The 22,281-nt window shown below is 63.3% G+C and carries 17 protein-coding genes, 2 tRNA genes and 4 rRNA genes; 14 read left to right on the forward strand and 9 right to left on the reverse strand.

Features of this window, described 5'->3' with window-relative positions; genetic code table 11:
* Positions 1–48 precede the first annotated feature (48 nt).
* From E7V67_023005 to E7V67_023050, 10 genes are all read left to right on the forward strand, one after another.
* Complete coding sequence (locus E7V67_023005) at positions 49–1,071, forward strand: iron ABC transporter permease (protein WUR12535.1); 1,023 nt, start codon at positions 49–51, stop codon at positions 1,069–1,071.
* Positions 1,068–1,835: an ABC transporter ATP-binding protein gene (locus E7V67_023010; GenBank protein ID WUR12536.1), complete on the forward strand. Its 768-nt coding sequence runs from the start codon at positions 1,068–1,070 to the stop codon at positions 1,833–1,835. Before E7V67_023005 ends, E7V67_023010 begins: the two co-directional genes overlap by 4 nt.
* A 2-nt stretch (positions 1,836–1,837) precedes the next feature.
* Positions 1,838–2,464 (forward strand): cob(I)yrinic acid a,c-diamide adenosyltransferase, encoded by a 627-nt coding sequence (gene cobO / locus E7V67_023015; protein WUR12537.1) that lies wholly within the window; start codon positions 1,838–1,840, stop codon positions 2,462–2,464.
* On the forward strand, positions 2,464–3,756 hold the full coding sequence (locus tag E7V67_023020) for a cobyrinate a,c-diamide synthase (GenBank protein WUR12538.1): 1,293 nt from the start codon (positions 2,464–2,466) through the stop codon (positions 3,754–3,756). The genes cobO and E7V67_023020 overlap by 1 nt, the downstream gene beginning before the upstream one ends.
* The gene (cobU, locus tag E7V67_023025; protein WUR12539.1) at positions 3,753–4,310 is read left to right on the forward strand and encodes a bifunctional adenosylcobinamide kinase/adenosylcobinamide-phosphate guanylyltransferase; all 558 of its coding nucleotides are present in this window, start codon (positions 3,753–3,755) and stop codon (positions 4,308–4,310) included. The genes E7V67_023020 and cobU overlap by 4 nt, the downstream gene beginning before the upstream one ends.
* A complete protein-coding gene (gene cbiB, locus E7V67_023030) occupies positions 4,304–5,251 on the forward strand; it encodes an adenosylcobinamide-phosphate synthase CbiB (GenBank protein WUR12540.1) in 948 nt (315 codons plus the stop codon). The genes cobU and cbiB overlap by 7 nt, the downstream gene beginning before the upstream one ends.
* Entirely contained in the window at positions 5,244–6,230 is a 987-nt protein-coding gene (gene cobD, locus E7V67_023035) for a threonine-phosphate decarboxylase CobD (protein WUR12541.1), read from the forward strand. The genes cbiB and cobD overlap by 8 nt, the downstream gene beginning before the upstream one ends.
* Positions 6,227–7,096, forward strand: a complete 870-nt coding sequence (locus tag E7V67_023040; protein ID WUR12542.1) for a cobalamin-binding protein — start codon at positions 6,227–6,229, stop codon at positions 7,094–7,096. The genes cobD and E7V67_023040 overlap by 4 nt, the downstream gene beginning before the upstream one ends.
* 1 nt (position 7,097) lies before the next feature.
* Positions 7,098–8,540 (forward strand): cobyric acid synthase, encoded by a 1,443-nt coding sequence (locus E7V67_023045; protein WUR12543.1) that lies wholly within the window; start codon positions 7,098–7,100, stop codon positions 8,538–8,540.
* Between the two features lie 83 nt (positions 8,541–8,623).
* The gene (locus tag E7V67_023050) at positions 8,624–10,069 is read left to right on the forward strand and encodes a DHA2 family efflux MFS transporter permease subunit (GenBank protein WUR12544.1); all 1,446 of its coding nucleotides are present in this window, start codon (positions 8,624–8,626) and stop codon (positions 10,067–10,069) included.
* Positions 10,070–10,169: 100 nt separating this feature from the next.
* Here E7V67_023050 and rrf (E7V67_023055) read toward each other — a convergent pair.
* From rrf (E7V67_023055) to E7V67_023085, 7 genes are all read right to left on the reverse strand, one after another.
* A 5S ribosomal RNA gene (gene rrf, locus E7V67_023055) occupies positions 10,170–10,282 on the reverse strand.
* Between the two features lie 109 nt (positions 10,283–10,391).
* Positions 10,392–10,504: ribosomal RNA gene (gene rrf, locus E7V67_023060) — 5S ribosomal RNA — on the reverse strand.
* 121 nt (positions 10,505–10,625) lie between these two features.
* Positions 10,626–13,498 (reverse strand): 23S ribosomal RNA (locus E7V67_023065).
* Positions 13,499–13,706: 208 nt separating this feature from the next.
* A tRNA-Ala gene (locus E7V67_023070) sits at positions 13,707–13,782 on the reverse strand.
* Between the two features lie 13 nt (positions 13,783–13,795).
* A tRNA-Ile gene (locus E7V67_023075) sits at positions 13,796–13,872 on the reverse strand.
* Positions 13,873–13,965: 93 nt separating this feature from the next.
* Positions 13,966–15,496, reverse strand: a 16S ribosomal RNA gene (locus E7V67_023080).
* Together the 16S, 23S and 5S rRNA genes with 2 tRNA genes alongside form the textbook arrangement of a ribosomal RNA operon.
* A 360-nt stretch (positions 15,497–15,856) precedes the next feature.
* Positions 15,857–16,633, reverse strand: a complete 777-nt coding sequence (locus E7V67_023085) for an enoyl-CoA hydratase (GenBank protein ID WUR12545.1) — start codon at positions 16,631–16,633, stop codon at positions 15,857–15,859.
* A 172-nt stretch (positions 16,634–16,805) separates the two neighbouring features.
* Between E7V67_023085 and E7V67_023090 the strand changes: the two genes are divergently transcribed.
* On the forward strand, positions 16,806–17,243 hold the full coding sequence (locus E7V67_023090; GenBank protein ID WUR12546.1) for a universal stress protein: 438 nt from the start codon (positions 16,806–16,808) through the stop codon (positions 17,241–17,243).
* Here E7V67_023090 and E7V67_023095 read toward each other — a convergent pair whose 3' ends face one another.
* A complete protein-coding gene (locus E7V67_023095) occupies positions 17,244–18,428 on the reverse strand; it encodes a murein transglycosylase A (GenBank protein ID WUR12547.1) in 1,185 nt (394 codons plus the stop codon).
* A 198-nt stretch (positions 18,429–18,626) separates the two neighbouring features.
* Positions 18,627–19,001: a Co2+/Mg2+ efflux protein ApaG gene (apaG, locus tag E7V67_023100; GenBank protein ID WUR12548.1), complete on the reverse strand. Its 375-nt coding sequence runs from the start codon at positions 18,999–19,001 to the stop codon at positions 18,627–18,629.
* Between the two features lie 148 nt (positions 19,002–19,149).
* On the opposite strand from apaG, the gene rpe reads away from it, so the two are divergent.
* The 3 genes from rpe to trpE all read left to right on the forward strand — a co-directional run bounded on the left by rpe (position 19,150) and on the right by trpE (position 22,281).
* The gene (rpe, locus tag E7V67_023105) at positions 19,150–19,815 is read left to right on the forward strand and encodes a ribulose-phosphate 3-epimerase (protein WUR12549.1); all 666 of its coding nucleotides are present in this window, start codon (positions 19,150–19,152) and stop codon (positions 19,813–19,815) included.
* On the forward strand, positions 19,816–20,529 hold the full coding sequence (locus E7V67_023110) for a phosphoglycolate phosphatase (GenBank protein WUR12550.1): 714 nt from the start codon (positions 19,816–19,818) through the stop codon (positions 20,527–20,529).
* Between the two features lie 255 nt (positions 20,530–20,784).
* Complete coding sequence (gene trpE, locus E7V67_023115) at positions 20,785–22,281, forward strand: anthranilate synthase component I (protein ID WUR12551.1); 1,497 nt, start codon at positions 20,785–20,787, stop codon at positions 22,279–22,281.

The raw sequence follows: 22,281 nt of genomic DNA on the forward strand, positions 1-22,281 counted from the left end.
GCCCCTGCCGGGCACCGTCCCGGCAGGACCGACCGCTCCAGGCAGCCCATGCATCCCACTTTCGCCAACCTGCGCGCGCGTGCCGGCATCGTCATTGCCGTGCTGTTGCTGGCATCGGTCGGCAGCGTGCTGTTCGCGGGGATGACCGGCTCCGTCCCGATCCCCTTGGCGGACATGCCAGCGGCGCTCAACGAACTGCTGCACCACCGGGCCGACTCGCTGGCCGCGACGCTGCTGGAGCTGCGCGTCAGCCGCGCGCTGACGGCCTTCGTGACGGGGGCGGCGCTGGCGCTGGCCGGCGTCATGATGCAGGCGCTGCTGCGCAATCCGCTGGCCGATCCGTACGTGCTGGGCATTTCGTCCGGCTCCGCCGTCGGCGCGCTGGCGGCCATCATGGCGGCTTGCGCCGCCTGGGTCATCGACGCCGCCGCCTTTGCCGGCGCCGTCGTCATTTCCATGTTGCTGTACCTGCTGGCGCGGCGCGACCTGCGCGGCGGCAGCGCCGCCGAAGGTGGCACCGCCCTGCTGCTGCTGACCGGCGTGATCCTGTCGTCGGCCGGTTCGGCCCTGATCTCGTTGATGTTGGCGGTGGCTGCCGACAACCAGGTGCGTGGCATGGTGTTCTGGCTGATCGGCGACCTGTCCGGCGCGCCGTTGCGCCTGCTGCCCTGGCTCGTGCTGGGCGCCGGGCTGCTGTTCGCCCTGCGCTCCGCACGCGCGCTCAATGTACTGGCGCTGCATGCGGAAGCGGCAGCCACCCTGGGCATCCGCGTCGGCGCGCTGCGCAAGGGCCTGTTCTTCTGTTCCGGCCTGCTGACGGCAAGCGCCGTCACGACGGCCGGCAGCGTGGGCTTCGTCGGCCTGATCGTGCCGCATGCCTGCCGTTTCGCCTTCGGTCCCGATCACCGCGTGCTGATCCCCGCCGCCACGCTGGCCGGCGGCGCCTATCTGGTGCTGACGGATGCGCTGGCACGCACCGTCATCGCGCCGCAACAGCTGCCGGTCGGCGTCATCACGGCGCTGATCGGCACGCCGGTGTTCCTGTATCAATTGCACCGGTTACGTAAATGATCGCCACCGAACGCCTGCAACTGCGCATCGGCGCGCGCACCCTGATCCAGGACCTGGACTGGCAGGTACGCGACGGCGAATGCTGGAGCATCATCGGCCGCAATGGCGCAGGCAAGAGCACGCTGATGCGCACGCTGGCCGGCCTGCGTGAACCGGATGCCGGCCGAGTGCTGCTGCAGGATCGCGCGCTGCGCGAGTGGCCGCTCGAAGCGCTGGCACGCCAGCGCGCGTTCCTGGCGCAGTCGCGCAGCGACGCGTTCGCCTACACCGTCATCGAGACCGTGCTGTCCGCCCGTCACCCCTACCACGGCAACAGCTACTGGGAAAACAGCGATGACCACCAGATCGCTTTGCGCTCCCTGGCCGCGATGGAGGTGGCCGACCTGGCGGCGCGCGACGTGCGCACCTTGTCCGGCGGCGAGCGCCAGCGCGTGGCGATCGCCGCCCTGCTGGCGCAGGACACGCCGCTGCTCTTGCTGGACGAACCGGCCAACGCGCTCGACCTGGCGCACCAGGTCAGCGTGATGGGCCTGCTGGCGCGGCTGTGCCGCGAGCAGCTCAAGACCGTCGTCATGATCGGGCACGACCTGAGCCTGGCCCATGGCATTTCGACGCACGCGCTGCTGCTGATGGGCGACGGCCGCTGGCTTGCCGGCGCGCGCGACGATGTGATGCAGGCCGCCATCCTCAGCGACTTCCTGCAGCACCCCATCGACACCGTGCGGCACGGCAGCCGCACCATCTTCATTCCTCGCGAGGCATAACCATGAACGAACCGACACCGGAACAAACCGCCGCGCTGAACGAACGCCACCGCGCCCGCATGGAGCGCAAGAAGGCGATCGTCGACGCGAAAATCGCTGCCGCCGACAAGGAGATCGGCATCATCGTCGTCAATACCGGCAACGGCAAGGGCAAGAGCTCGAGCGGCTTCGGCATGGTGGCGCGCGCGCTGGGCCATGGCATGAAGGTCGGCGTGGTCCAGTTCATCAAGGGCGCCATGTCGACCGGTGAGGAGAAATTCCTGCGTCGCTTCCCGGACGAAGTAAGTTTCCACGCGATGGGCGAAGGCTATACCTGGGACACGCAGGACCGCGTGCGCGACACCGAGAAGGCGCAGGCCGCGTGGACCCAGGCGAAAACCTTCCTGGCCGATCCCGCCTACGGACTGGTGCTGCTGGACGAACTGAACATCGCGCTGAAGTACCGCTACCTGGACGTGGACGTGGTCATCGCCGACCTGCTCGAGCGCCCGGCGATGCAGCACGTCGTCATCACCGGCCGCGGGGCGCCGCCCGAGCTGGTCGACATCGCCGACACGGTCACCGAGATGAACGTCGTCAAGCACGCGTTCAAGGCCGGCATCGCCGCACAAGCGGGCACGGAGTTCTGATGGGTGCGCGTGCCGTCCTGATCGCGGCCGTCTCGTCCGGCCAGGGCAAGACCACCGTCACGGCGGCGCTGGCGCGCAAGCTGGCGCGGGCCGGCGAGCGCGTACGCGTGTTCAAGTGCGGCCCCGACTTCATCGACCCGATGGTGCTGCAGCGCGCCAGCGGCGCACCGGTCGAGACGCTGGACCTGTGGATGGTTGGGCGCGAACGCTGCCACCAGTTGCTGGCGCAGGCAGCGCTCGAGGCGGACACGATCCTGATCGAAGGGGTGATGGGTCTGTACGACGGCACCCCGTCCGCCGCCGACCTGGCGCGCGAATTCGGGGTGCCGGTGCTGGCCGTGATCGACGCGGGCGCGATGGCGCAGACGGCCGGCGCGCTGGTGCACGGGCTGCGCGACTATGGCCCCGTCGAGATGGCGGGCGTCATCGCCAACCGCATCGGCAGCGCCGGGCATGCGGCGATGGTGCAGGCCTCGCTGCGCGGCATCCCGCTGTTCGGAACCCTGCCGAAGCAGGGCCGCTCGCTGCCCGAGCGCCACCTGGGCCTGGTGCTTCCGCACGAGGTGGAAGGCATCGACGACCTGCTGGACGAGCTGGCCACGCAGATGACGTTCGACAGCGCCGCCTGGGCCACCCTGCCGGTGCTGACTTTCGCGGCGCCGGCGTCGTCGGCGCCAACCGAGCCGCTGCTGGCCGGCCGCACGATCGCCATCGCGCGCGACGAGTCGTTCCTGTTCGTCTACCACGCCAACACCGAGTTGCTGCGCCAGCTGGGCGCCCATATCGTCTACTTCGCACCGCTCCAGGACGACGCCGTGCCGGCCGATGCCGATGCCGTCTACCTGCCGGGTGGCTATCCGGAATTGCATTGCGAACGGCTGGCCGGCGCGACGCGCTGGCGCGCGTCGATCCAGGCCGCGCATGCGGCGGGCAAGCCGATCGTGGCCGAGTGCGGCGGCATGATGGCCCTGGCGGACGCGCTTGCCGACGGCGCCGGTCACGACTGGCCGATGGCGGGACTGCTGCCCGGCCGCGTCACCGTGCAGAAGAAACTGGCGGGCCTGGGGCCGCAGGCGCTGGTCACGCCGCAGGGTATCCTGCGCGGCCACACGTTCCATTATTCGCGGCTGGAATCGACGGCACCGGTGTTTGCGCACACCAGCAAGAACCCGTCCGGCGCGCAAGGCGAGGCCGTGTACCGCGTGGGTTCGTTGACGGCGTCGTACTTCCATGCCTACTTTCCATCCAACCCGGCCGCGGTCGCGGCGCTGTTCTCGCGGAGCGACGCATGACGCGCACGCTGGTCCTGGGCGGCGCGCGCTCCGGCAAGAGTGCCCATGCGGAACGGCTGGCGGCGCAGTCGGGCAAGGAAGTGATCTATGTCGCCACCGCCGCCGCTGGCGACGGCGAGATGGCGCAACGTATCGCCCTGCACCGTGCGCAGCGTCCGGCGCAGTGGCAGACGGTCGAGGAAAAGCTCGCGCTGGCGCAGGCATTGGCGGCGTGGCGTGCGCCGCACCGCCTCGTGCTGGTGGACTGCCTGACGCTCTGGCTCAGCAACCTGCTGTTCGACGGCGGGACCGCCTACCCCGACGTCGGCGCGATCGAACTGCCACCACGCTTCCACGCCGAACGTGCCGCACTGCTGGCGCAACTGGCCGAGCCGCGCGGCGACGTGATTTTCGTCTCGAACGAGGTCGGGATGGGCATCGTGCCGTATGGCGCCATCACCCGGGTGTACGCCGATGAAGCGGGCCGGCTGAACCAGGCGGTCGCCGCGCTGTGCGACCGTGTCGTGTTCGTGGCGGCCGGGCTGCCGCTGATGCTCAAGGATGCCTCATGCTGAGTGGCCTGTCCTGGCCGGCCGTCGCGGGATTGCTGCTGGCTGGCGTGCTGCTCGACTTGCTGCTGGGCGAGGCGCGGCGTTTCCATCCCCTGGTCGGCTTCGGCAATCTGGCGACCTTCATCCAGCGCCGGCTGAACCGGGACCGCCGCCGGTTCTGGCGTGGCGTGCTGGCGTGGGTGCTGGCAGTGCTGCCGTTGACCGCGCTGGCGGCCTGGCTGTGCGCCCTGCCAGGCTGGTTTGGAGTGGCGATGCATGCGCTGCTGCTGTACCTGGGCATCGGCCTGCGCAGCCTGCGCGAGCACAACCTGCCCATCGCCGCCGCGCTGGCGGCAGGCGATCTGCCGCGCGCCCGTTTCCTGACGTCGATGATCGTCAGCCGCGATACCGCACACGCCAGCGAGGCCGACCTGGCCAAGGCCAGTGCCGAGTCTCTGCTGGAAAACGGCAACGATGCCGTGTTCGGCACGTTGTTCTGGTTCGCCGTCGCCGGCGGCCCCGGCGCCGTGCTGTTCAGGCTTGCCAACACCCTCGATGCGATGTGGGGCTATCGCAACGAGCGCTTCCTGTATTTCGGTCGCGCCGCCGCCCGCATCGATGATGCACTGAACTACGTGCCGGCACGGCTGACGGCGCTGTCCTACGTGCTGCTGGCACCCACGCTGGCCGGCAAGCGCCGCGCGTGGCAATGCTGGCGCACGCAGGCACCCGCGTGGAGCAGTCCGAATGCCGGTCCCGTGATGTCCAGTGGCGCCGGGGCCCTGGGCCTGGCGCTGGGCGGCGCGGCCGTGTACGACGGCGAGATCGAGCAGCGTCCGCCATTGGGCAGCGGCGCGCCCGCGCGAGCGGCCGACATCGGCCGCGCGTGGGGCCTGGTGCTGCGAACGACGATGCTGTGGCTGGCCTGCGCCGGCCTGGTCGCGCTGGGGGGATCCCATGCCTGAACACGGCGGCAACCTTCGCGACGCAAAGCGCCTGTACGGCCGGGACGACTGGATCGACCTGTCCGCCGGCCTGAATCCGGCGTGGTATCCAGCACCGGCGCTGACGGACAACGCGTGGCACCGCCTGCCCGAACCCGATCCGGCGCTGGTCGATGCCGCGTGCGCCTACTATGGCGCGCCGCACATGCTGGCCGTCGCCGGCACGCAGGCGGCTATTCAGGCCCTGCCTCGCCTGCGGCCGCCATCGCGCGTCGTCATTGCCGCGCCGTCTTACGCGGAGCACGCCCATCACTGGGCGCTGCACGGCCATGCAGCCAGACAGGTACCCTACGCGGAGCTGGCTGACGCGGTGGACGGCTGCGAAGTCATGGTGGTCTGCAACCCGAACAATCCGACGGGTGCGGCCGTCCCGCGCGCACAACTGCTGGACTGGGCGGACAGGCTGGCACGGCGCGGCGGCTGGCTCGTGGTCGACGAGGCGTTCGCCGACACCGACGGCGCGCACAGCGTGGCCGACCGCGCCGGGCACGCTGGCCTGATCGTGCTGCGCTCCGTCGGCAAGTTCTTCGGGCTGGCCGGCGTGCGGCTCGGCTTTGTCGCGGCGCGGCCCGACCTGCTGGCCGCGCTGGACGAGCTGCTGGGCCCCTGGCAGGTCAGCGGCCCAGCGCAGCAGGTGGGCAAGGCGGCGCTGCTGGACCAGGCCTGGCAACGCGCGACGCGCGCAACGCTGCAGCGGTCGGGCCAGCGCCTGCACGATCTGCTGGCGGCGCACGGCATCGAAGGATCGGGCACCGCGCTGTTCCAATGGTGGCCGGAAGCGCGGCCGGAGCAGTTGCACGACCACATGGCGCGACGTGGCATCTGGGTGCGGCTGTTCCGCACCGGGCCGCGCGGCATTCGCCTCGGCCTGCCGCCCGACGAGGCGGCATGGACGCGGCTGGCGACCGCATTGAACGAATGGACAAGGGAGTCGAAATGAACAAGCTGATTCTGGCCGGGCTGCTGGCGCCGCTGGTCGCCCAGGCCGCGATTACCGTACGCGACGACGATGGCCAGCTGGTGACGCTGGCCAGGCCCGCGCAACGCGTGATCTCGATGGCGCCGCACGTCACGGAACTGCTGTTCGCGGCCGGCGGCGGCGAGCGCATCGTCGGCGCCGTCGATTTCAGCGACTATCCGGAAGCGGCCAAGGCGATCCCGCGCGTGGGCAGCAACCGCGAGGTCGACCTGGAGCGCATCATCGCGCTGAAACCGGACCTGATTGTGGTCTGGCGCCACGGCAGCTCGGAGCGGCAGATCGACATGCTGCGCAAGCTGAACGTGCCGCTGTACCACAGCGAGCCGAAGAAGCTGGACGCCATCGCCGACAACGTCGCCAACATGGGCAAGCTGCTGGGCACCGAAAAGACGGCGGACGCGACGGCGCAGGACCTGCGCCGCCAACTGACCGCCCTGCGCGCGCGCTATGCAGGCCGCCCGCCGGTACGCACGTTCTACCAGGTATGGGACAAGCCGCTGTACACGCTGAACGGCGCGCACATCGTCAGCGATGCGCTGAAGGTGTGCGGCGGTGAGAACATCTTCGCCAGCCAGAAGGTGACCGCGCCCGTCGTCAGCATCGAGGCGGTGCTGCAGGCCGATCCGGAAGCGGTGTTCAGCACCGCCGAGAAGGAACAGGGCGGTGCCGGCATGTGGCGGCAGTATCCGAACATGAAGGCGACGCGCCAGGGCAACCTGTTCACCATCGACGGCCACCTCGTCAATCGGGCGGGGCCGCGCATGGTGCAGGGAACCGTGTCGCTGTGCGAAGCGCTGGAGACGGCGCGGCAGCGCCGGAAACACTGAGATGCGCTTCCCCTACTCCACCCTGATGGTGCAGGGCACCACGTCCGACGCGGGCAAGAGCACGGTGGTCGCCGCCCTGTGCCGGCTGCTGAAACGGCAAGGCGTCGCGGTGGCGCCGTTCAAGCCGCAGAACATGGCGCTGAACAGCGCCGTCACCGCCGACGGCGGCGAGATCGGCCGTGCTCAGGCGCTGCAGGCCATCGCCGCCGGCCTGGCGCCCCATACCGACATGAATCCGGTGCTGCTGAAACCTTCCAGCGACACCGGCGCGCAGGTCATCATCCATGGCAAGGTGCGCGCCGAGATGAACGCGCGCGACTATCACCAGTACAAGACCGTCGCGATGGCCGCCGTGCTGGAGTCGCATGCGCGGCTGCTGCGCCAGTACGAGACGGTGATCGTGGAAGGCGCCGGCAGCCCGGCCGAGATCAACCTGCGCGAGCGCGACATCGCCAACATGGGCTTTGCCGAGGCGGTCGATTGTCCCGTCGTGCTGGTGGCGGACATCGACCGCGGCGGCGTCTTCGCCCACATCGTCGGCACGCTGGCCTGCCTGTCGGACAGCGAACGGCAGCGCATCGTCGGCTTCGTCATCAACCGCTTCCGCGGCGACATCAAGCTGCTGGAGCCCGGCCTGGAATGGCTGGAACAGCAGACGGGCAAGCCCGTGCTGGCCGTGCTGCCCTATCTGCATGGCCTGTTCCTGGACGCCGAGGACGCGGTGCAGGCCGTGCAGGCCGAGCGCGGGGCATTCCGCGTGGTCGTCCCCAGCACGCCGAGGATGAGCAACCACACGGACTTCGACGCGCTGCGGGCCCACCCGGACGTCGACCTGCGCTTTGTCCGCGCGGGCGAGCCGGTGCCGCCGGCGGACCTGATCGTCCTCCCCGGCAGCAAGAACACGCGCGGCGACCTGGCGTGGCTGGCTGCCCAGGGCTGGCCGGAACGGATCGCACGTCACCTGCGCTATGGCGGCAAGGTGATCGGCATCTGCGGCGGCTTCCAGATGCTGGGGCTCGCGGTGCGCGATCCGTACGGCGTGGAGGGCGCGGCCGGCGAGTCGGCCGGCCTGGGCCTGCTGGACATGGTGACGACGCTGACGCGCGACAAGCGGCTGGAACAGGTCAGCGGCCATTGCGCGTTCGCCGACGCCAGCGTGGCCGGCTACGAGATCCACATGGGCGTCTCGACGGGCGATGCGCTGGATCGTCCCGTCTTCCATATCGGCGGACGCCCGGAAGGGGCCCGCTCGTTCGACGACCAGGTAATGGGTACTTACCTGCATGGCCTGTTCGACACGCCTCAGGCCTGCCAGGCCTTGCTGCGCTGGGCGGGCCTGGACTCGGACCAGACCGTCGACACGGCCGCACTGCGCGAGGCCAGCCTGGAGCGTCTGGCCGATGCGACGGTGCCTTTGATGGAGCGCCTGCTCTCGCTGAAGTAGCGTCGGCGCCAAGGCCGGCTTCCTGTTTTGCCGGTTTATGCAACAATCGGGCGGTTGCCTCCCGCCCGATTGTTGCCTTGCCAATGTCCAGTCCTGACACCGTCAAACGCTATCTGCCCTGGGTCGTCGCGACGGCCCTCTTCATGGAGCAGCTCGACTCCACCATCGTCAACACCGCCATCCCGAGCATGGCCATCAGCCTGATGGTCACGCCACTGAGTCTGAAGGCCGTGGTCACCAGCTATATCCTCAGCCTGGCCGTCGCCATTCCCGTCAGCGGCTGGATGGCCGACCGCTACGGCACCCGGCGCGTGTTCATGACCGCCATCGGCATCTTCACCGTCGCCTCCGTGCTGTGCGGCCTGTCCGTCAATTCGCCGATGCTGGTCGCGGCCCGGTTGCTGCAAGGGTTCGGCGCGGCGATGATGATGCCGGTGGGCCGGCTGACGATCGTGCGCACGTTTCCGAAGGCGGAGCTGCTGACGGCAATGAACTTCGTGATCATCCCGGCCTTGATCGGGCCTTTGCTGGGACCGACGGTCGGCGGCCTGATCGTGCACTGGCTGTCGTGGCGCGAGATCTTCTTCATCAACGTGCCCGTGGGCCTGGCCGCGATCTGGCTGGCGCACCGCCATATGCCGGACTACCACGGCGACGGGCCCCGCCCTCTGGACGTGATGGGATTGATACTGTTCGGTACCGGCGTCGCGTTGTTGTCATGGCTGCTGGAAGTCTTCGGCGAGCACAAGCTGGATGTGACGTCGGCAGCGGTGCTGTTCTTCATCGCCGGCAGCCTGCTGGCGGCCTATGCCTGGCATGCCGGCCGTGAGGAACATCCGCTGCTGCGCCTGTCGCTGTTCCGCATCCGCACCTTTCGCATTTCCGTGCTGGGCGGCTTCTTCACTCGCCTGGGTGTGGGTGGCCTGCCGTTCCTGCTGCCGCTGCTGTACCAGGTCGGCATGGGCCTGCCGGCGTGGCAATCCGGCCTCCTGATGATGCCGGCCGCGGCGGCCGCGATGGGCATGAAGTTCATTTCGGTGCGGCTGTTGAAGCGTTTCGGTTACCGCCAGGTGCTGGTCGTGAATACGGTACTGATCGGCGTGACGATCGCCATGTTCTCGTTTGTGCAGCTGGGCACGCCGATTTACGCCATCGTCGCCATCAGCCTGTGCCAGGGCTTTTTCAACTCACTGCAGTTCTCCAGCATGAACAGCATCGCCTATGCCGACGTGGAGCAGCGCGATTCCAGCATGGCCAGCACGATGGCCAGCTCGATGCAGCAGCTGTCGATGAGCTTCGGTCTGGCTTGTGGTTCCCTGATCACCGGCTGGTACCTGGGCGACCTGCCGCAGACGGACCGGGTGGTCCTGACGAGCGCCCTGCACCAGGCGTTTCTGACGCTGGCCGGGCTGACGATCGTATCGTCGCTGACGTTCTGGACGCTGAAACGGGAAGACGGCGCCAGCATCAGCCAGGGCAGCCCGGCACCGACGACGCCGGCCGCGACGACCGAGAGAAAGTTTCCTTAACTGCGCGGCACTGCATCCGCCGATGCAAAGCAAAAAGCCCCCGTCAGTCTGAACGCGATCTCGAGCGCGTTCAGACTGACGGGGGCTTTTCTAATTACTAGTCTGACGATAACCTACTTTCACACTGGTTGCAGCACTATCATCGGCGCAAAGTCGTTTCACGGTCCTGTTCGGGATGGGAAGGGGTGGGACCGACTTGCTATGGTCATCAGACTTGACCTGTTGGCTCGCGCGAGGCGCGGTGCCAGAATCTGGTTTGGTGTACGAAGTCCTGAATGAAAAAGCCCGCTGTGCTCACACAGCGGGCCTTCTCGGAATAACAGCCTGACGATAACCTACTTTCACACTGGTTGCAGCACTATCATCGGCGCAAAGTCGTTTCACGGTCCTGTTCGGGATGGGAAGGGGTGGGACCGACTTGCTATGGTCATCAGGCATGACTTGTACGTAGTCTCGTTCCCTATTGGGCAACGAGGCTACTAATCTGGAAGAAGTAAGTTGGGTATTACTGGTAAAACTCAAACACAGGCAAATGCTCTGTAACCGTCAAGGTTATAGGGACAAGCCGTACGGGCAATTAGTATCAGTTAGCTTAATGCATTACTGCACTTCCACACCTGACCTATCAACGTCCTGGTCTCGAACGACCCTTCAAGGAGCTCAAGGCTCCGGGAAATCTCATCTTAAGGCAAGTTTCCCGCTTAGATGCTTTCAGCGGTTATCTCTTCCGAACTTAGCTACCCGGCAATGCCACTGGCGTGACAACCGGTACACCAGAGGTTCGTCCACTCCGGTCCTCTCGTACTAGGAGCAGCCCCCTTCAAATTTCCAACGCCCACGGCAGATAGGGACCAAACTGTCTCACGACGTTTTAAACCCAGCTCACGTACCACTTTAAATGGCGAACAGCCATACCCTTGGGACCGGCTACAGCCCCAGGATGTGATGAGCCGACATCGAGGTGCCAAACTCCCCCGTCGATATGAACTCTTGGGAGGAATCAGCCTGTTATCCCCAGAGTACCTTTTATCCGTTGAGCGATGGCCCTTCCATACAGAACCACCGGATCACTATGTCCTACTTTCGTACCTGCTCGACTTGTCGGTCTCGCAGTTAAGCACGCTTATGCCATTGCACTATTAGCACGATGTCCGACCGTACCTAGCGTACCTTCGAACTCCTCCGTTACACTTTAGGAGGAGACCGCCCCAGTCAAACTGCCTACCATGCACTGTCCCCGACCCGGATCACGGGCCAAGGTTAGAACCTCAAACAAACCAGGGTGGTATTTCAAGGTTGGCTCCACGAGAACTGGCGTCCCCGCTTCAAAGCCTCCCACCTATCCTACACAGATTGGTTCAAAGTCCAATGCAAAGCTACAGTAAAGGTTCATGGGGTCTTTCCGTCTAGCCGCGGGTAGATTGCATCATCACAAACACTTCAACTTCGCTGAGTCTCGGGAGGAGACAGTGTGGCCATCGTTACGCCATTCGTGCAGGTCGGAACTTACCCGACAAGGAATTTCGCTACCTTAGGACCGTTATAGTTACGGCCGCCGTTTACTGGGACTTCAATCAAGAGCTTGCACCCCATCATTTAATCTTCCAGCACCGGGCAGGCGTCACACCCTATACGTCCACTTTCGTGTTTGCAGAGTGCTGTGTTTTTATTAAACAGTCGCAGCCACCAGTTTATTGCAACCCTTTCACCCTTCTGCAGTAAAGCAGTCAAGCTACCGGGGCGTACCTTTTCCCGAAGTTACGGTACCAATTTGCCGAGTTCCTTCTCCCGAGTTCTCTCAAGCGCCTTAGAATACTCATCTCGCCCACCTGTGTCGGTTTGCGGTACGGTCTCGTATGACTGAAGCTTAGAGGCTTTTCTTGGAACCACTTCCGATTGCTTCGCGAACAAGTTCGCTCGTCCCGATCCCTTGGATTACGTACCCGGATTTGCCTAAGTACCTCCTATGAACCAGAAACTGACTATTCCAACAGTCAGACAACCTTCCGCGATCCGTCCCCCCATCGCATCATACGACGGTGCAGGAATATTAACCTGCTTCCCATCAGCTACGCATCTCTGCCTCGCCTTAGGGGCCGACTCACCCTGCTCCGATGAACGTTGAACAGGAAACCTTGGGCTTACGGCGTGCGGGCTTTTCACCCGCATTATCGCTACTCATGTCAGCATTCGCACTTCTGATACCTCCAGCATCCTTTACAAGACACCTTCGCAGGCTTACAGAACGCTCTCCTACCATATCCTTACGGATATCCGCAGCTTCGGTGACTGGCTTAGCCCCGTTACATCTTCCGCGCAGGACGACTCGATCAGTGAGCTATTACGCTTTCTTTAAATGATGGCTGCTTCTAAGCCAACATCCTGACTGTTTTAGCCTTCCCACTTCGTTTTCCACTTAGCCAATCTTTGGGACCTTAGCTGGCGGTCTGGGTTGTTTCCCTCTTGACGCCGGACGTTAGCACCCGACGTCTGTCTCCCAAGCTCGCACTCATCGGTATTCGGAGTTTGCAATGGTTTGGTAAGTCGCGATGACCCCCTAGCCATAACAGTGCTCTACCCCCGATGGTGATACTTGAGGCACTACCTAAATAGTTTTCGGAGAGAACCAGCTATTTCCAAGTTTGTTTAGCCTTTCACCCCTACCCACAGCTCATCCCCTAATTTTTCAACATTAGTGGGTTCGGTCCTCCAGTGCGTGTTACCGCACCTTCAACCTGGCCATGGGTAGATCACTTGGTTTCGGGTCTACACCCAGCAACTAGCGCCCTGTTCGGACTCGATTTCTCTACGGCTCCCCTATATGGTTAACCTCGCTACTGAATGTAAGTCGCTGACCCATTATACAAAAGGTACGCCGTCACGGAACAAGTCCGCTCCGACTGTTTGTATGCACACGGTTTCAGGATCTATTTCACTCCCCTCCCGGGGTTCTTTTCGCCTTTCCCTCACGGTACTGGTTCACTATCGGTCGATTACGAGTATTTAGCCTTGGAGGATGGTCCCCCCATCTTCAGACAGGATTTCTCGTGTCCCGCCCTACTTGTCGTACGCTTAGTACCACCGGTCTGATTTCGTGTACGGGGCTATCACCCGCTATGGCACCTATTTCCAGAGGCTTCCACTATCAGTCCGACTATCACGTACAGGCTCTTCCCATTTCGCTCGCCACTACTTTGGGAATCTCGGTTGATTTATTTTCCTGCAGCTACTTAGATGTTTCAGTTCGCCGCGTTCGCCTCACACACCTATGTATTCAGTGAGTGATACCCTAAAAGGGTGGGTTTCCCCATTCGGAAATCTACGGATCAAAGCTCGTTTGTCAGCTCCCCGTAGCTTATCGCAGACTACTACGTCCTTCATCGCCTGTAATCGCCAAGGCATCCGCCATGTGCACTTATTCACTTGTCCCTATAACCTTGACGGCTATCGGTTCAAGCATTTACTACTGTGTTTGATGAGTTTTTGTATGCGTTCTTTCGAACACTACCCTAAGTGTGTGATTTCTCACACGCTTAATAAAACTTTACTTCTTCCAGATTGTTAAAGAGCGAAACAGCAGTAGTCTCTAAAAGACTAAACATAAAAGTGAACTCGTCACGCTTACGTTTAAACTTTATGGTGGAGGATGACGGGATCGAACCGACGACCCCCTGCTTGCAAAGCAGGTGCTCTCCCAGCTGAGCTAATCCCCCTGGGCGCGATACTTGGTGGGTCTGGTTGGGCTCGAACCAACGACCCCCGCGTTATCAACACGGTGCTCTAACCAGCTGAGCTACAGACCCGCGTTCATACTGCGGTGCTACTGTTTCTTCTTCATTCGACAGTCGATAAGTGTGAGCGTTTGATGCACGATCTTGCGATCCGTGCCACTCTAGAAAGGAGGTGATCCAGCCGCACCTTCCGATACGGCTACCTTGTTACGACTTCACCCCAGTCACGAATCCTACCGTGGTAAGCGCCCTCCTTACGGTTAAGCTACCTACTTCTGGTAAAACCCGCTCCCATGGTGTGACGGGCGGTGTGTACAAGACCCGGGAACGTATTCACCGCGACATGCTGATCCGCGATTACTAGCGATTCCAACTTCATGCAGTCGAGTTGCAGACTACAATCCGGACTACGATACACTTTCTGGGATTAGCTCCCCCTCGCGGGTTGGCGGCCCTCTGTATGTACCATTGTATGACGTGTGAAGCCCTACCCATAAGGGCCATGAGGACTTGACGTCATCCCCACCTTCCTCCGGTTTGTCACCGGCAGTCTCATTAGAGTGCCCTTTCGTAGCAACTAATGACAAGGGTTGCGCTCGTTGCGGGACTTAACCCAACATCTCACGACACGAGCTGACGACAGCCATGCAGCACCTGTGTGCAGGTTCTCTTTCGAGCACTCCCCGATCTCTCAGGGATTCCTGCCATGTCAAGGGTAGGTAAGGTTTTTCGCGTTGCATCGAATTAATCCACATCATCCACCGCTTGTGCGGGTCCCCGTCAATTCCTTTGAGTTTTAATCTTGCGACCGTACTCCCCAGGCGGTCTACTTCACGCGTTAGCTGCGTTACCAAGTCAATTAAGACCCGACAACTAGTAGACATCGTTTAGGGCGTGGACTACCAGGGTATCTAATCCTGTTTGCTCCCCACGCTTTCGTGCATGAGCGTCAATCTTAGCCCAGGGGGCTGCCTTCGCCATCGGTGTTCCTCCACATCTCTACGCATTTCACTGCTACACGTGGAATTCTACCCCCCTCTGCCAGATTCCAGCCTTGCAGTCTCCATCGCCATTCCCAGGTTAAGCCCGGGGATTTCACGACAGACTTACAAAACCGCCTGCGCACGCTTTACGCCCAGTAATTCCGATTAACGCTTGCACCCTACGTATTACCGCGGCTGCTGGCACGTAGTTAGCCGGTGCTTATTCTTCAGGTACCGTCATTAGCCGTGGATATTAGCCACGACCGTTTCTTCCCTGACAAAAGAGCTTTACAACCCGAAGGCCTTCTTCACTCACGCGGCATTGCTGGATCAGGCTTGCGCCCATTGTCCAAAATTCCCCACTGCTGCCTCCCGTAGGAGTCTGGGCCGTGTCTCAGTCCCAGTGTGGCTGGTCGTCCTCTCAGACCAGCTACTGATCGTCGCCTTGGTGAGCCTTTACCTCACCAACTAGCTAATCAGATATCGGCCGCTCCAGGAGCACAAGGCCTTGCGGTCCCCTGCTTTCATCCTTAGATCGTATGCGGTATTAGCGTAACTTTCGCTACGTTATCCCCCACTCTTGGGCACGTTCCGATATATTACTCACCCGTTCGCCACTCGTCAGCGGAGCAAGCTCCCTGTTACCGTTCGACTTGCATGTGTAAAGCATGCCGCCAGCGTTCAATCTGAGCCAGGATCAAACTCTTCAGTTCAATCTCTGTTTTATGTCATTGCTGACATGGTCACTCTCAAGATACTGACGTTCCTCTTGCGAGGTCACGTTTAATTTCTTGCGAGCGTTTGATGCTATATATTTTGAGTATCGGAGCCGAAGCCCCGGGCACACTCACATCAAACGCCCACACTTATCGACTGTTGATTGTTAAAGAATTCTGCCCTTGAAGGCTTGCTGCGATCCGGTCAAACCCGGCGACAAAGCGTTGTGTTTGTCAGCAGCAGAGAAGCGAGAGTATGCGGTGTTTCGTGCGTTTCGTCAAGCTTCTCTTTTCATCACATCGTTGCGTCTGTGTCATTTTCATGACAGCGCATTCGCTGCGAGGGACAGAACTATATCAAAGCCCCTCGAACTTTGGCAAGCGCTTTTCGAGGAAGGCCGACATCCCCTCGCGCTGGGCCGGCGTGCCGAACGCGGCATGGAACAGGCGGCGCTCGTAGTTCACCCCTTCCGTCAGCGTCGTCTCGAAGGCGCGGTTGACGGCATCCTTGATCATCATCGCCACCGACAGCGGCATCGCGGCAATGGTATTGGCCGCTTCCAGCGCCTGCGCCAGCAGCTGGTCGGCCGGCACGACGCGCGAGACGATGCCGATGCGCTCGGCCTCGGCCGCGTCGATCGTGCGCGCCGTCAGCAGCAGGTCCATCGCCTTCGACTTGCCGATCGTGCGCGGCAGGCGCTGCGTCGCACCGGCGCCGGGCGTGACACCGATCTTGATTTCCGGCTGGCCGAACTTGGCCGTATCCGCCGCGATCAGGAAGTCGCACATCATCGCCAGCTCGCAGCCGCCGCCCAGCGCATAGCCCGCCACCGCGCCGATGACCGGCTTGCGCACCTTCAGGATGTGCTCCCAATTGCGCGTGATGTAGTTGTCGCGGTAGGTGTCCTGGTACGTGTAGTCCTTCATCGCGACGATGTCTGCGCCGGCCGCGAACGCCTTCTCGCTGCCAGTCAGGATGATGCAGCCGATCTGCGGGTCCTTGTCGAAGGCGGCCAGGGCTTCGCCCAGCTCGTTCATCATGTTGTCGTTCAGCGCGTTCAGCGCTTTCGGACGGTTCAGGCGGATCACGGCCACCTTGCCCTGCACTTCGACGATCAGATCTTCATATTGCATGCGTGTCTCCCTGGTTGGAACCCGGCCCGGGCTCGGTATCGAATAGTCCACGGATTGTAGCCTCACTCTCCGCCCCGCGGCCATGCCTCGGCGGAGGTGCAAGCGTGCGCCTTGCGCGAGGCGGGCGTCCTACACTGCTCCTTGCCTGAATAACAATGCCAGGGAGTCCGCCATGTTCAAGAGTATTCTGTTGCCCACCGACGGCTCGGAGCTGTCGGATAAAGCCACCGCCATCGCCGTCGAATTCGCCCGGGTGCACGGCGCCCGCATCGTCGGCATCACGGTCATCCAGCCATTCCCTTTCGCGCCGATGACCGATGGCGCCATCATTCCGGATGCCGAGGTGTTCGAGACCCAGTCCAACGTGGCGGCGCGCAAGAACGTGGACCGCATTGCCGCCGCCGCGGCCGCCGCCGGCATTCCGTTCGAGGGGATCGTCGCCAACTCGCACAATCCCTACCAGGAGATCGTCGCGGCCGCCGAGAAGCACAACTGCGACATCATCCTGATGGCCTCGCACGGCCGCAAGGGGCTGAACAAGCTGTTCCTCGGCAGCGAGACGCAGAAGGTGCTGGCGCACACCCAGCTGCCCGTGCTGGTGCTGCGTTGATTAGGGCGTAACCTTCGGCAGCAGCACCCACACCTGGCCGCTCTGCTTCATGCGGCCGGCGTTTTCGGCAGCCTCCGGCCCGAAGCCGAAGAAAAAGTCGATTCGGATGGCGCCGCGGATGGCGCCACCCGTGTCCTGCGCCATCACCAGGCGCTGCAGCGGGATGTCGCTGGCGGCCTGGGTCGTGTTCAGGAACATCGGCACGCCCAGCGGGATCTGGGTGGCATCCACCGCCACCGAGCGTTGCGGCGTCAGCGGCACGCCCAGCGATCCTTTCGGCCCGACATTCGGGTCGGGCAGCTTTTCCTCGCGGAAGAACACATAGCTGGGATTCGTATTGAACAGTTCCTGGCGGCGCGTCGGGTGGCCGGCAATCCAAGCCTTGATGCCCTGCGCCGTGGCCTGCTCCGGTGTCAGCTCGCCCTGCTCCACCAGCCACTTGCCGATCGATTTATAGGGATGGCCGTTCTGGTCCGCGTACGCGACCCGCACCGTCTCGCCCGTATCGAGCTGCACGCGGCCGGAGCCCTGCACTTCCAGGAAGAAGGCCTCGACGGGATCGTCCACCCACAGCAGCTCCTTGCCGGCGAAGCCCGGGCTGGCGATTTCGGCCCGGCTGGCGTATGGCACCACCTTGTTGCCCTGCAGCCGGCCGCGCAGGCGCTTGCCCTTCAAGTCCGGGTAGACGCTGGTCAGGTCGATCGTCAGCAGGTCGGCCGGCGCTTTATACAGCGGCGTCTGGTAGGCGCCGGCCTGCCTGCGCGAGCCGCGCAGCTGCGCTTCGTAGTAACCCGTCACGAGGCCGCTGTCGCTGCCGTCCGGCGCGATCACGCGCTGCGGCTGCAGGAACGACTCGAAGAACAGGCGGATGGCCGCGTCGCTGCTCTTGTCCACCGTGCGCGCGATCGAGCAGGGTTCCTTCCACTCGGCACGCTTGCCCAGCACACTGCACGAGGACAGGAACGCGGGCCAGGCCGCGCGCAGGTCATCGCGCGACCAGCCCGGCAGGTCGGCGAACGTGCCCGGCACGAAGCTGATCTTGCCAGGCACTTCCGGCTGAGGCACCGGTGGCGTAACGGGTGCCGGCTCGGGTTGCGGCACCGGTTGCGGGACTGGCACCGGCGCGGGCGTCGGCTGCGTCGCGCAACCGGCCAGCAGCGCGGCAATGGCGGCAACGACGGCCAACGGACGAGCGGAACGCGTTAGACTTGGGCGAACGATCAACATGGAGGCAATATGTGGTATCTGGTGTTGGAAGCATTGGTGGCGCTGTTCCTGCTCGTCTTCATCGTCTGGTGGACGATGCCGCGCAAGAAAAAGGCGCCGCCGGCCCGGCGGCCGGATCAGCCTGAATGATAGGACAACGGCGCGCGAACGCCAGGATCAATGCAGGGTGCGTGGCAGCGACAGCACGAATTCGGGGATCTTGACCTCGAACTGGTGCCCGTCCTCGGCCACGCAGAAGTATTCGCCCGTCATCGAGCCCTGCGGCGTGCGCAGCTGCGTACCGCTGGTGTATTCGAACTGCTCGCCCGGCTGCAGCAGCGGCTGGTGGCCGACCACCCCCAGCCCGCGCACCTCCTCGATGTGGTTGTTCGCGTCCGTGATGATCCAGTGGCGCGAGATCAGCTGCGCCGCCACCGTGCCGGTGTTCTTGATCGTGATCGAGTACGTGAACACGAAGTTGGTGCGCTCCGGGTCGGACTGCTCGGGCAGGTACTGCGTTCTCACCGTCACGGCGAAGTCATATTGGGCCATCGGTATTCCTCGGTTGGTGCTTCACTACATATTAGACCCGCAATTATGCCGAAAATTCAAAAATGACGTTTTGCCAAGCGCGACGGCGCGTGCCACGCCCGGCGGCGGCGCAGCGTAAAATAGCGCATCTTTTTTCCACCACCCTGCCATGACTACCTACCGCATCGCCCCCAGCATCCTGTCCGCCGACTTCGCCCGCCTGGGCGAGGAAGTGAAGAACGTCGTCGCCGCCGGCGCCGACATCATCCACTTCGACGTGATGGACAACCATTATGTGCCGAACCTGACCGTCGGCCCGCTGGTGTGCCAGGCGATCCGCCCGCACGTCCAGGTGCCGATCGACGTGCACCTGATGGTCAAGCCCGTCGATCGCATCATCCCCGATTTCGCCAAGGCAGGCGCGAACATCATCACCTTCCACCCGGAAGCTTCGGACCACCTCGACCGCTCGCTGCAGCTGATCCGCGACCACGGCTGCAAGGCCGGCCTCGTGTTCAACCCGGCCACGCCGCTGTCCTACCTGGAGCACGTGATGGACAAGATCGACATGATCCTCATCATGTCCGTCAATCCGGGCTTCGGCGGCCAGTCCTTCATCCCGCAGGCGCTCAAGAAAATCGAGCAGGCCCGCCGCCTGATCGACGAATCGGGCCGCGACATCCTGCTGGAAGTGGACGGCGGCATCAAGATCGACAATATCGCCGCCGCCGCGAAAGCCGGCGCCGACACCTTCGTGGCCGGCTCCGCCATCTTCGGCCAGCCCGACTACAAGGCCGTCATCGACGCGATGCGCGCCAAGCTGGCGGAGGTATAAATGACGGCGGCCGCTCACCCACTGTGCGGCGTGCGCGCCGCCATCATCGACCTGGACGGCACGATGCTCGACACCGTGCCGGACTTTCACGTCGCCATCAACCGCATGCGGGGCGAGTTGGGCCTGCCCTCCATCACGGCCGAGCAGATCAAGAACATGGTCGGCAAGGGCTCGGAAAACCTGATCCGCAGCGTGCTTGCGCTGGACCATGACGACGCCGGCATCGAGCGCCACTTCACCGACGCGATGGACGCCTACCAGCGCCACTACCTGGCCATCAACGGCCACCACAGCACGCTGTATCCGGACGTGGCGGCGGGCCTGGCCGAGCTGAAGCTGGCCGGGCTGCGCCTGGCCTGCGTGACCAACAAGCCGCTGGCGTTCGCGCTGCCGCTGTTGAAGCTGAAGGAACTGGACGGCTATTTCGACGTGATCTACGGCGGCGACTCGTTCCCGAAAAAGAAACCCGATCCAATGCCGCTGCTGAAGGCCTGCGAGTTCTTCGGCCTGCCGCCGGCCCAGGTGGTGGCGATCGGCGATTCGTCCAACGATGCCGAAGCCGCGCGCGCCGCCGGCTGCCCCGTGCTGACGGTACCGTATGGTTATAACCACGGCGCGGCTATACACGAAACGGATTCCGATGGTATAGTTGACACGCTGTTGCATGCGGCAAGGTTAATCGGCATGCACAACAAACCTGCGGAACCCGTCTAAACAACTCGGCGCATCGGCACCACCAAGCATGTTTCTCAACAAACGACACAACGTTACCCACCGGGGCTCGATTGAGGCCTGGCTATGGCGACGCTGGCAATCCTGAGCTGAATAAGCCAATCTGATTGCTGCCGTCGGCGTTTGTGCTCGACCTTTGCGCGACCTTTCCGCGCAATTCTCCTCGTACGCCACTGGCAGGTTTTTTGAACCTCACCGCCACCACCACACCTATCAGGTGGCGGATTGGAGAGAACCATGACCGAACTCGAATTCAAATCGCTGGCCACGCAAGGCTACAACCGTATCCCCCTGATCGCGGAAGCCTTCGCCGACCTGGAAACGCCGCTGTCGCTGTACCTGAAGCTGGCGCAGACGCAGAACACGGGCAAGAACACCTTCCTGCTCGAATCCGTCGTCGGCGGCGAGCGCTTCGGCCGCTTCTCCTTCATCGGCCTGCCCGCGCAGACGGTGCTGCGCACGCACGGCAGCCACACCGAGATCATCCGCAACGGCGAAGTGATCGAGACGCACGACGGTAACCCGCTGGAATTCATCGAACAGTACCAGGCCCGTTTCAAGGTCGCGCTGCGTCCCGGCATGCCGCGCTTCTGCGGCGGCCTGGCCGGCTACTTCGGCTACGACACGGTGCGCCACATCGAAAAAAAGCTGGCGGCCGGCGCGCCGAAGGACGACCTGGGCCTGCCGGACATTCAGCTGATGGTCACCGAAGAACTGGCCGTCATCGACAACCTGTCCGGCAAGCTGTACCTGATCGTGTATGCCGACACCACGCAGGCGGAATCGTTCTCGAAAGCGCGCCAGCGCCTGAAGGACCTGCGCGCGCTGCTGCGCCGCGGTGTCGATGCACCCGTCACGTCGTCTTCCGTGCGCACGGAAATCATCCGCGACTTCGCCAAGGAAGACTACCTGAAGGCGGTGGCGAAGGCCCATGAATACGTGATGGCCGGCGACCTGATGCAGGTGCAGATCGGCCAGCGCCTGCGCAAACCTTACGTGGATTCGCCGCTGACCCTGTACCGCGCGCTGCGTTCGCTGAACCCGTCGCCGTACATGTACTACTACAACTTCGGTGACATGCAGATCGTCGGCGCGTCGCCCGAGATCCTCGTTCGCAACGAGACGTTACCGGACGGCGAAAAGAAAGTGACCCTGCGCCCCATCGCCGGCACGCGCCCACGCGGCGCCACGCCGGAAAAGGATGCGCAACTGGCCGAGGAGCTGCTGGCCGATCCGAAGGAGATCGCCGAGCACGTGATGCTGATCGACCTGGCGCGCAATGACCTGGGCCGCATCTCGGAGACGGGCAGCGTGAAGGTCACCGACCGCATGGTCATCGAAAAATACTCGCACGTACAGCACATCGTCTCGAACGTGGAGGGCAAGCTGAAGGCCGGCATGTCCAACCTGGACGTGCTGCGCGCCACCTTCCCGGCCGGCACCCTGACCGGTGCGCCGAAGGTGCGCGCGATGGAAGTCATCGACGAGCTGGAAATCTCCAAGCGCGGCATCTACGGCGGCGCCTGCGGCTACCTGTCGTTCGGCGGCGAGATGGACGTGGCGATCGCGATCCGCACGGGCGTCGTCAAGGACGGCATGCTGTACGTGCAGGCCGCCGCCGGCATCGTGGCGGACTCGATACCGGAAATGGAGTGGCAGGAAACCGAGAACAAGGCGCGCGCCGTGCTGCGCGCGGCCGAACAAGTACAAGATGGCCTGGATGGGGAGTTCTGA

The organism is [Empedobacter] haloabium (genome assembly GCA_008011715.2).
Classification (GTDB): Bacteria; Pseudomonadota; Gammaproteobacteria; order Burkholderiales; family Burkholderiaceae_D; genus Rugamonas; species Rugamonas haloabia.

Coding starts and splice junctions, on each gene's coding strand:
- E7V67_023005 (WUR12535.1), top strand. CDS start 49: ATGCATCCCACTTTCGCCAACCTGCGCGCGCGTGCCGGCATCGTCATT.
- E7V67_023010 (WUR12536.1), top strand. CDS start 1,068: ATGATCGCCACCGAACGCCTGCAACTGCGCATCGGCGCGCGCACCCTG.
- cobO (WUR12537.1), top strand. CDS start 1,838: ATGAACGAACCGACACCGGAACAAACCGCCGCGCTGAACGAACGCCAC.
- E7V67_023020 (WUR12538.1), top strand. CDS start 2,464: ATGGGTGCGCGTGCCGTCCTGATCGCGGCCGTCTCGTCCGGCCAGGGC.
- cobU (WUR12539.1), top strand. CDS start 3,753: ATGACGCGCACGCTGGTCCTGGGCGGCGCGCGCTCCGGCAAGAGTGCC.
- cbiB (WUR12540.1), top strand. CDS start 4,304: ATGCTGAGTGGCCTGTCCTGGCCGGCCGTCGCGGGATTGCTGCTGGCT.
- cobD (WUR12541.1), top strand. CDS start 5,244: ATGCCTGAACACGGCGGCAACCTTCGCGACGCAAAGCGCCTGTACGGC.
- E7V67_023040 (WUR12542.1), top strand. CDS start 6,227: ATGAACAAGCTGATTCTGGCCGGGCTGCTGGCGCCGCTGGTCGCCCAG.
- E7V67_023045 (WUR12543.1), top strand. CDS start 7,098: ATGCGCTTCCCCTACTCCACCCTGATGGTGCAGGGCACCACGTCCGAC.
- E7V67_023050 (WUR12544.1), top strand. CDS start 8,624: ATGTCCAGTCCTGACACCGTCAAACGCTATCTGCCCTGGGTCGTCGCG.
- E7V67_023085 (WUR12545.1), bottom strand. CDS start 16,633: ATGCAATATGAAGATCTGATCGTCGAAGTGCAGGGCAAGGTGGCCGTG.
- E7V67_023090 (WUR12546.1), top strand. CDS start 16,806: ATGTTCAAGAGTATTCTGTTGCCCACCGACGGCTCGGAGCTGTCGGAT.
- apaG (WUR12548.1), bottom strand. CDS start 19,001: ATGGCCCAATATGACTTCGCCGTGACGGTGAGAACGCAGTACCTGCCC.
- rpe (WUR12549.1), top strand. CDS start 19,150: ATGACTACCTACCGCATCGCCCCCAGCATCCTGTCCGCCGACTTCGCC.
- E7V67_023110 (WUR12550.1), top strand. CDS start 19,816: ATGACGGCGGCCGCTCACCCACTGTGCGGCGTGCGCGCCGCCATCATC.
- trpE (WUR12551.1), top strand. CDS start 20,785: ATGACCGAACTCGAATTCAAATCGCTGGCCACGCAAGGCTACAACCGT.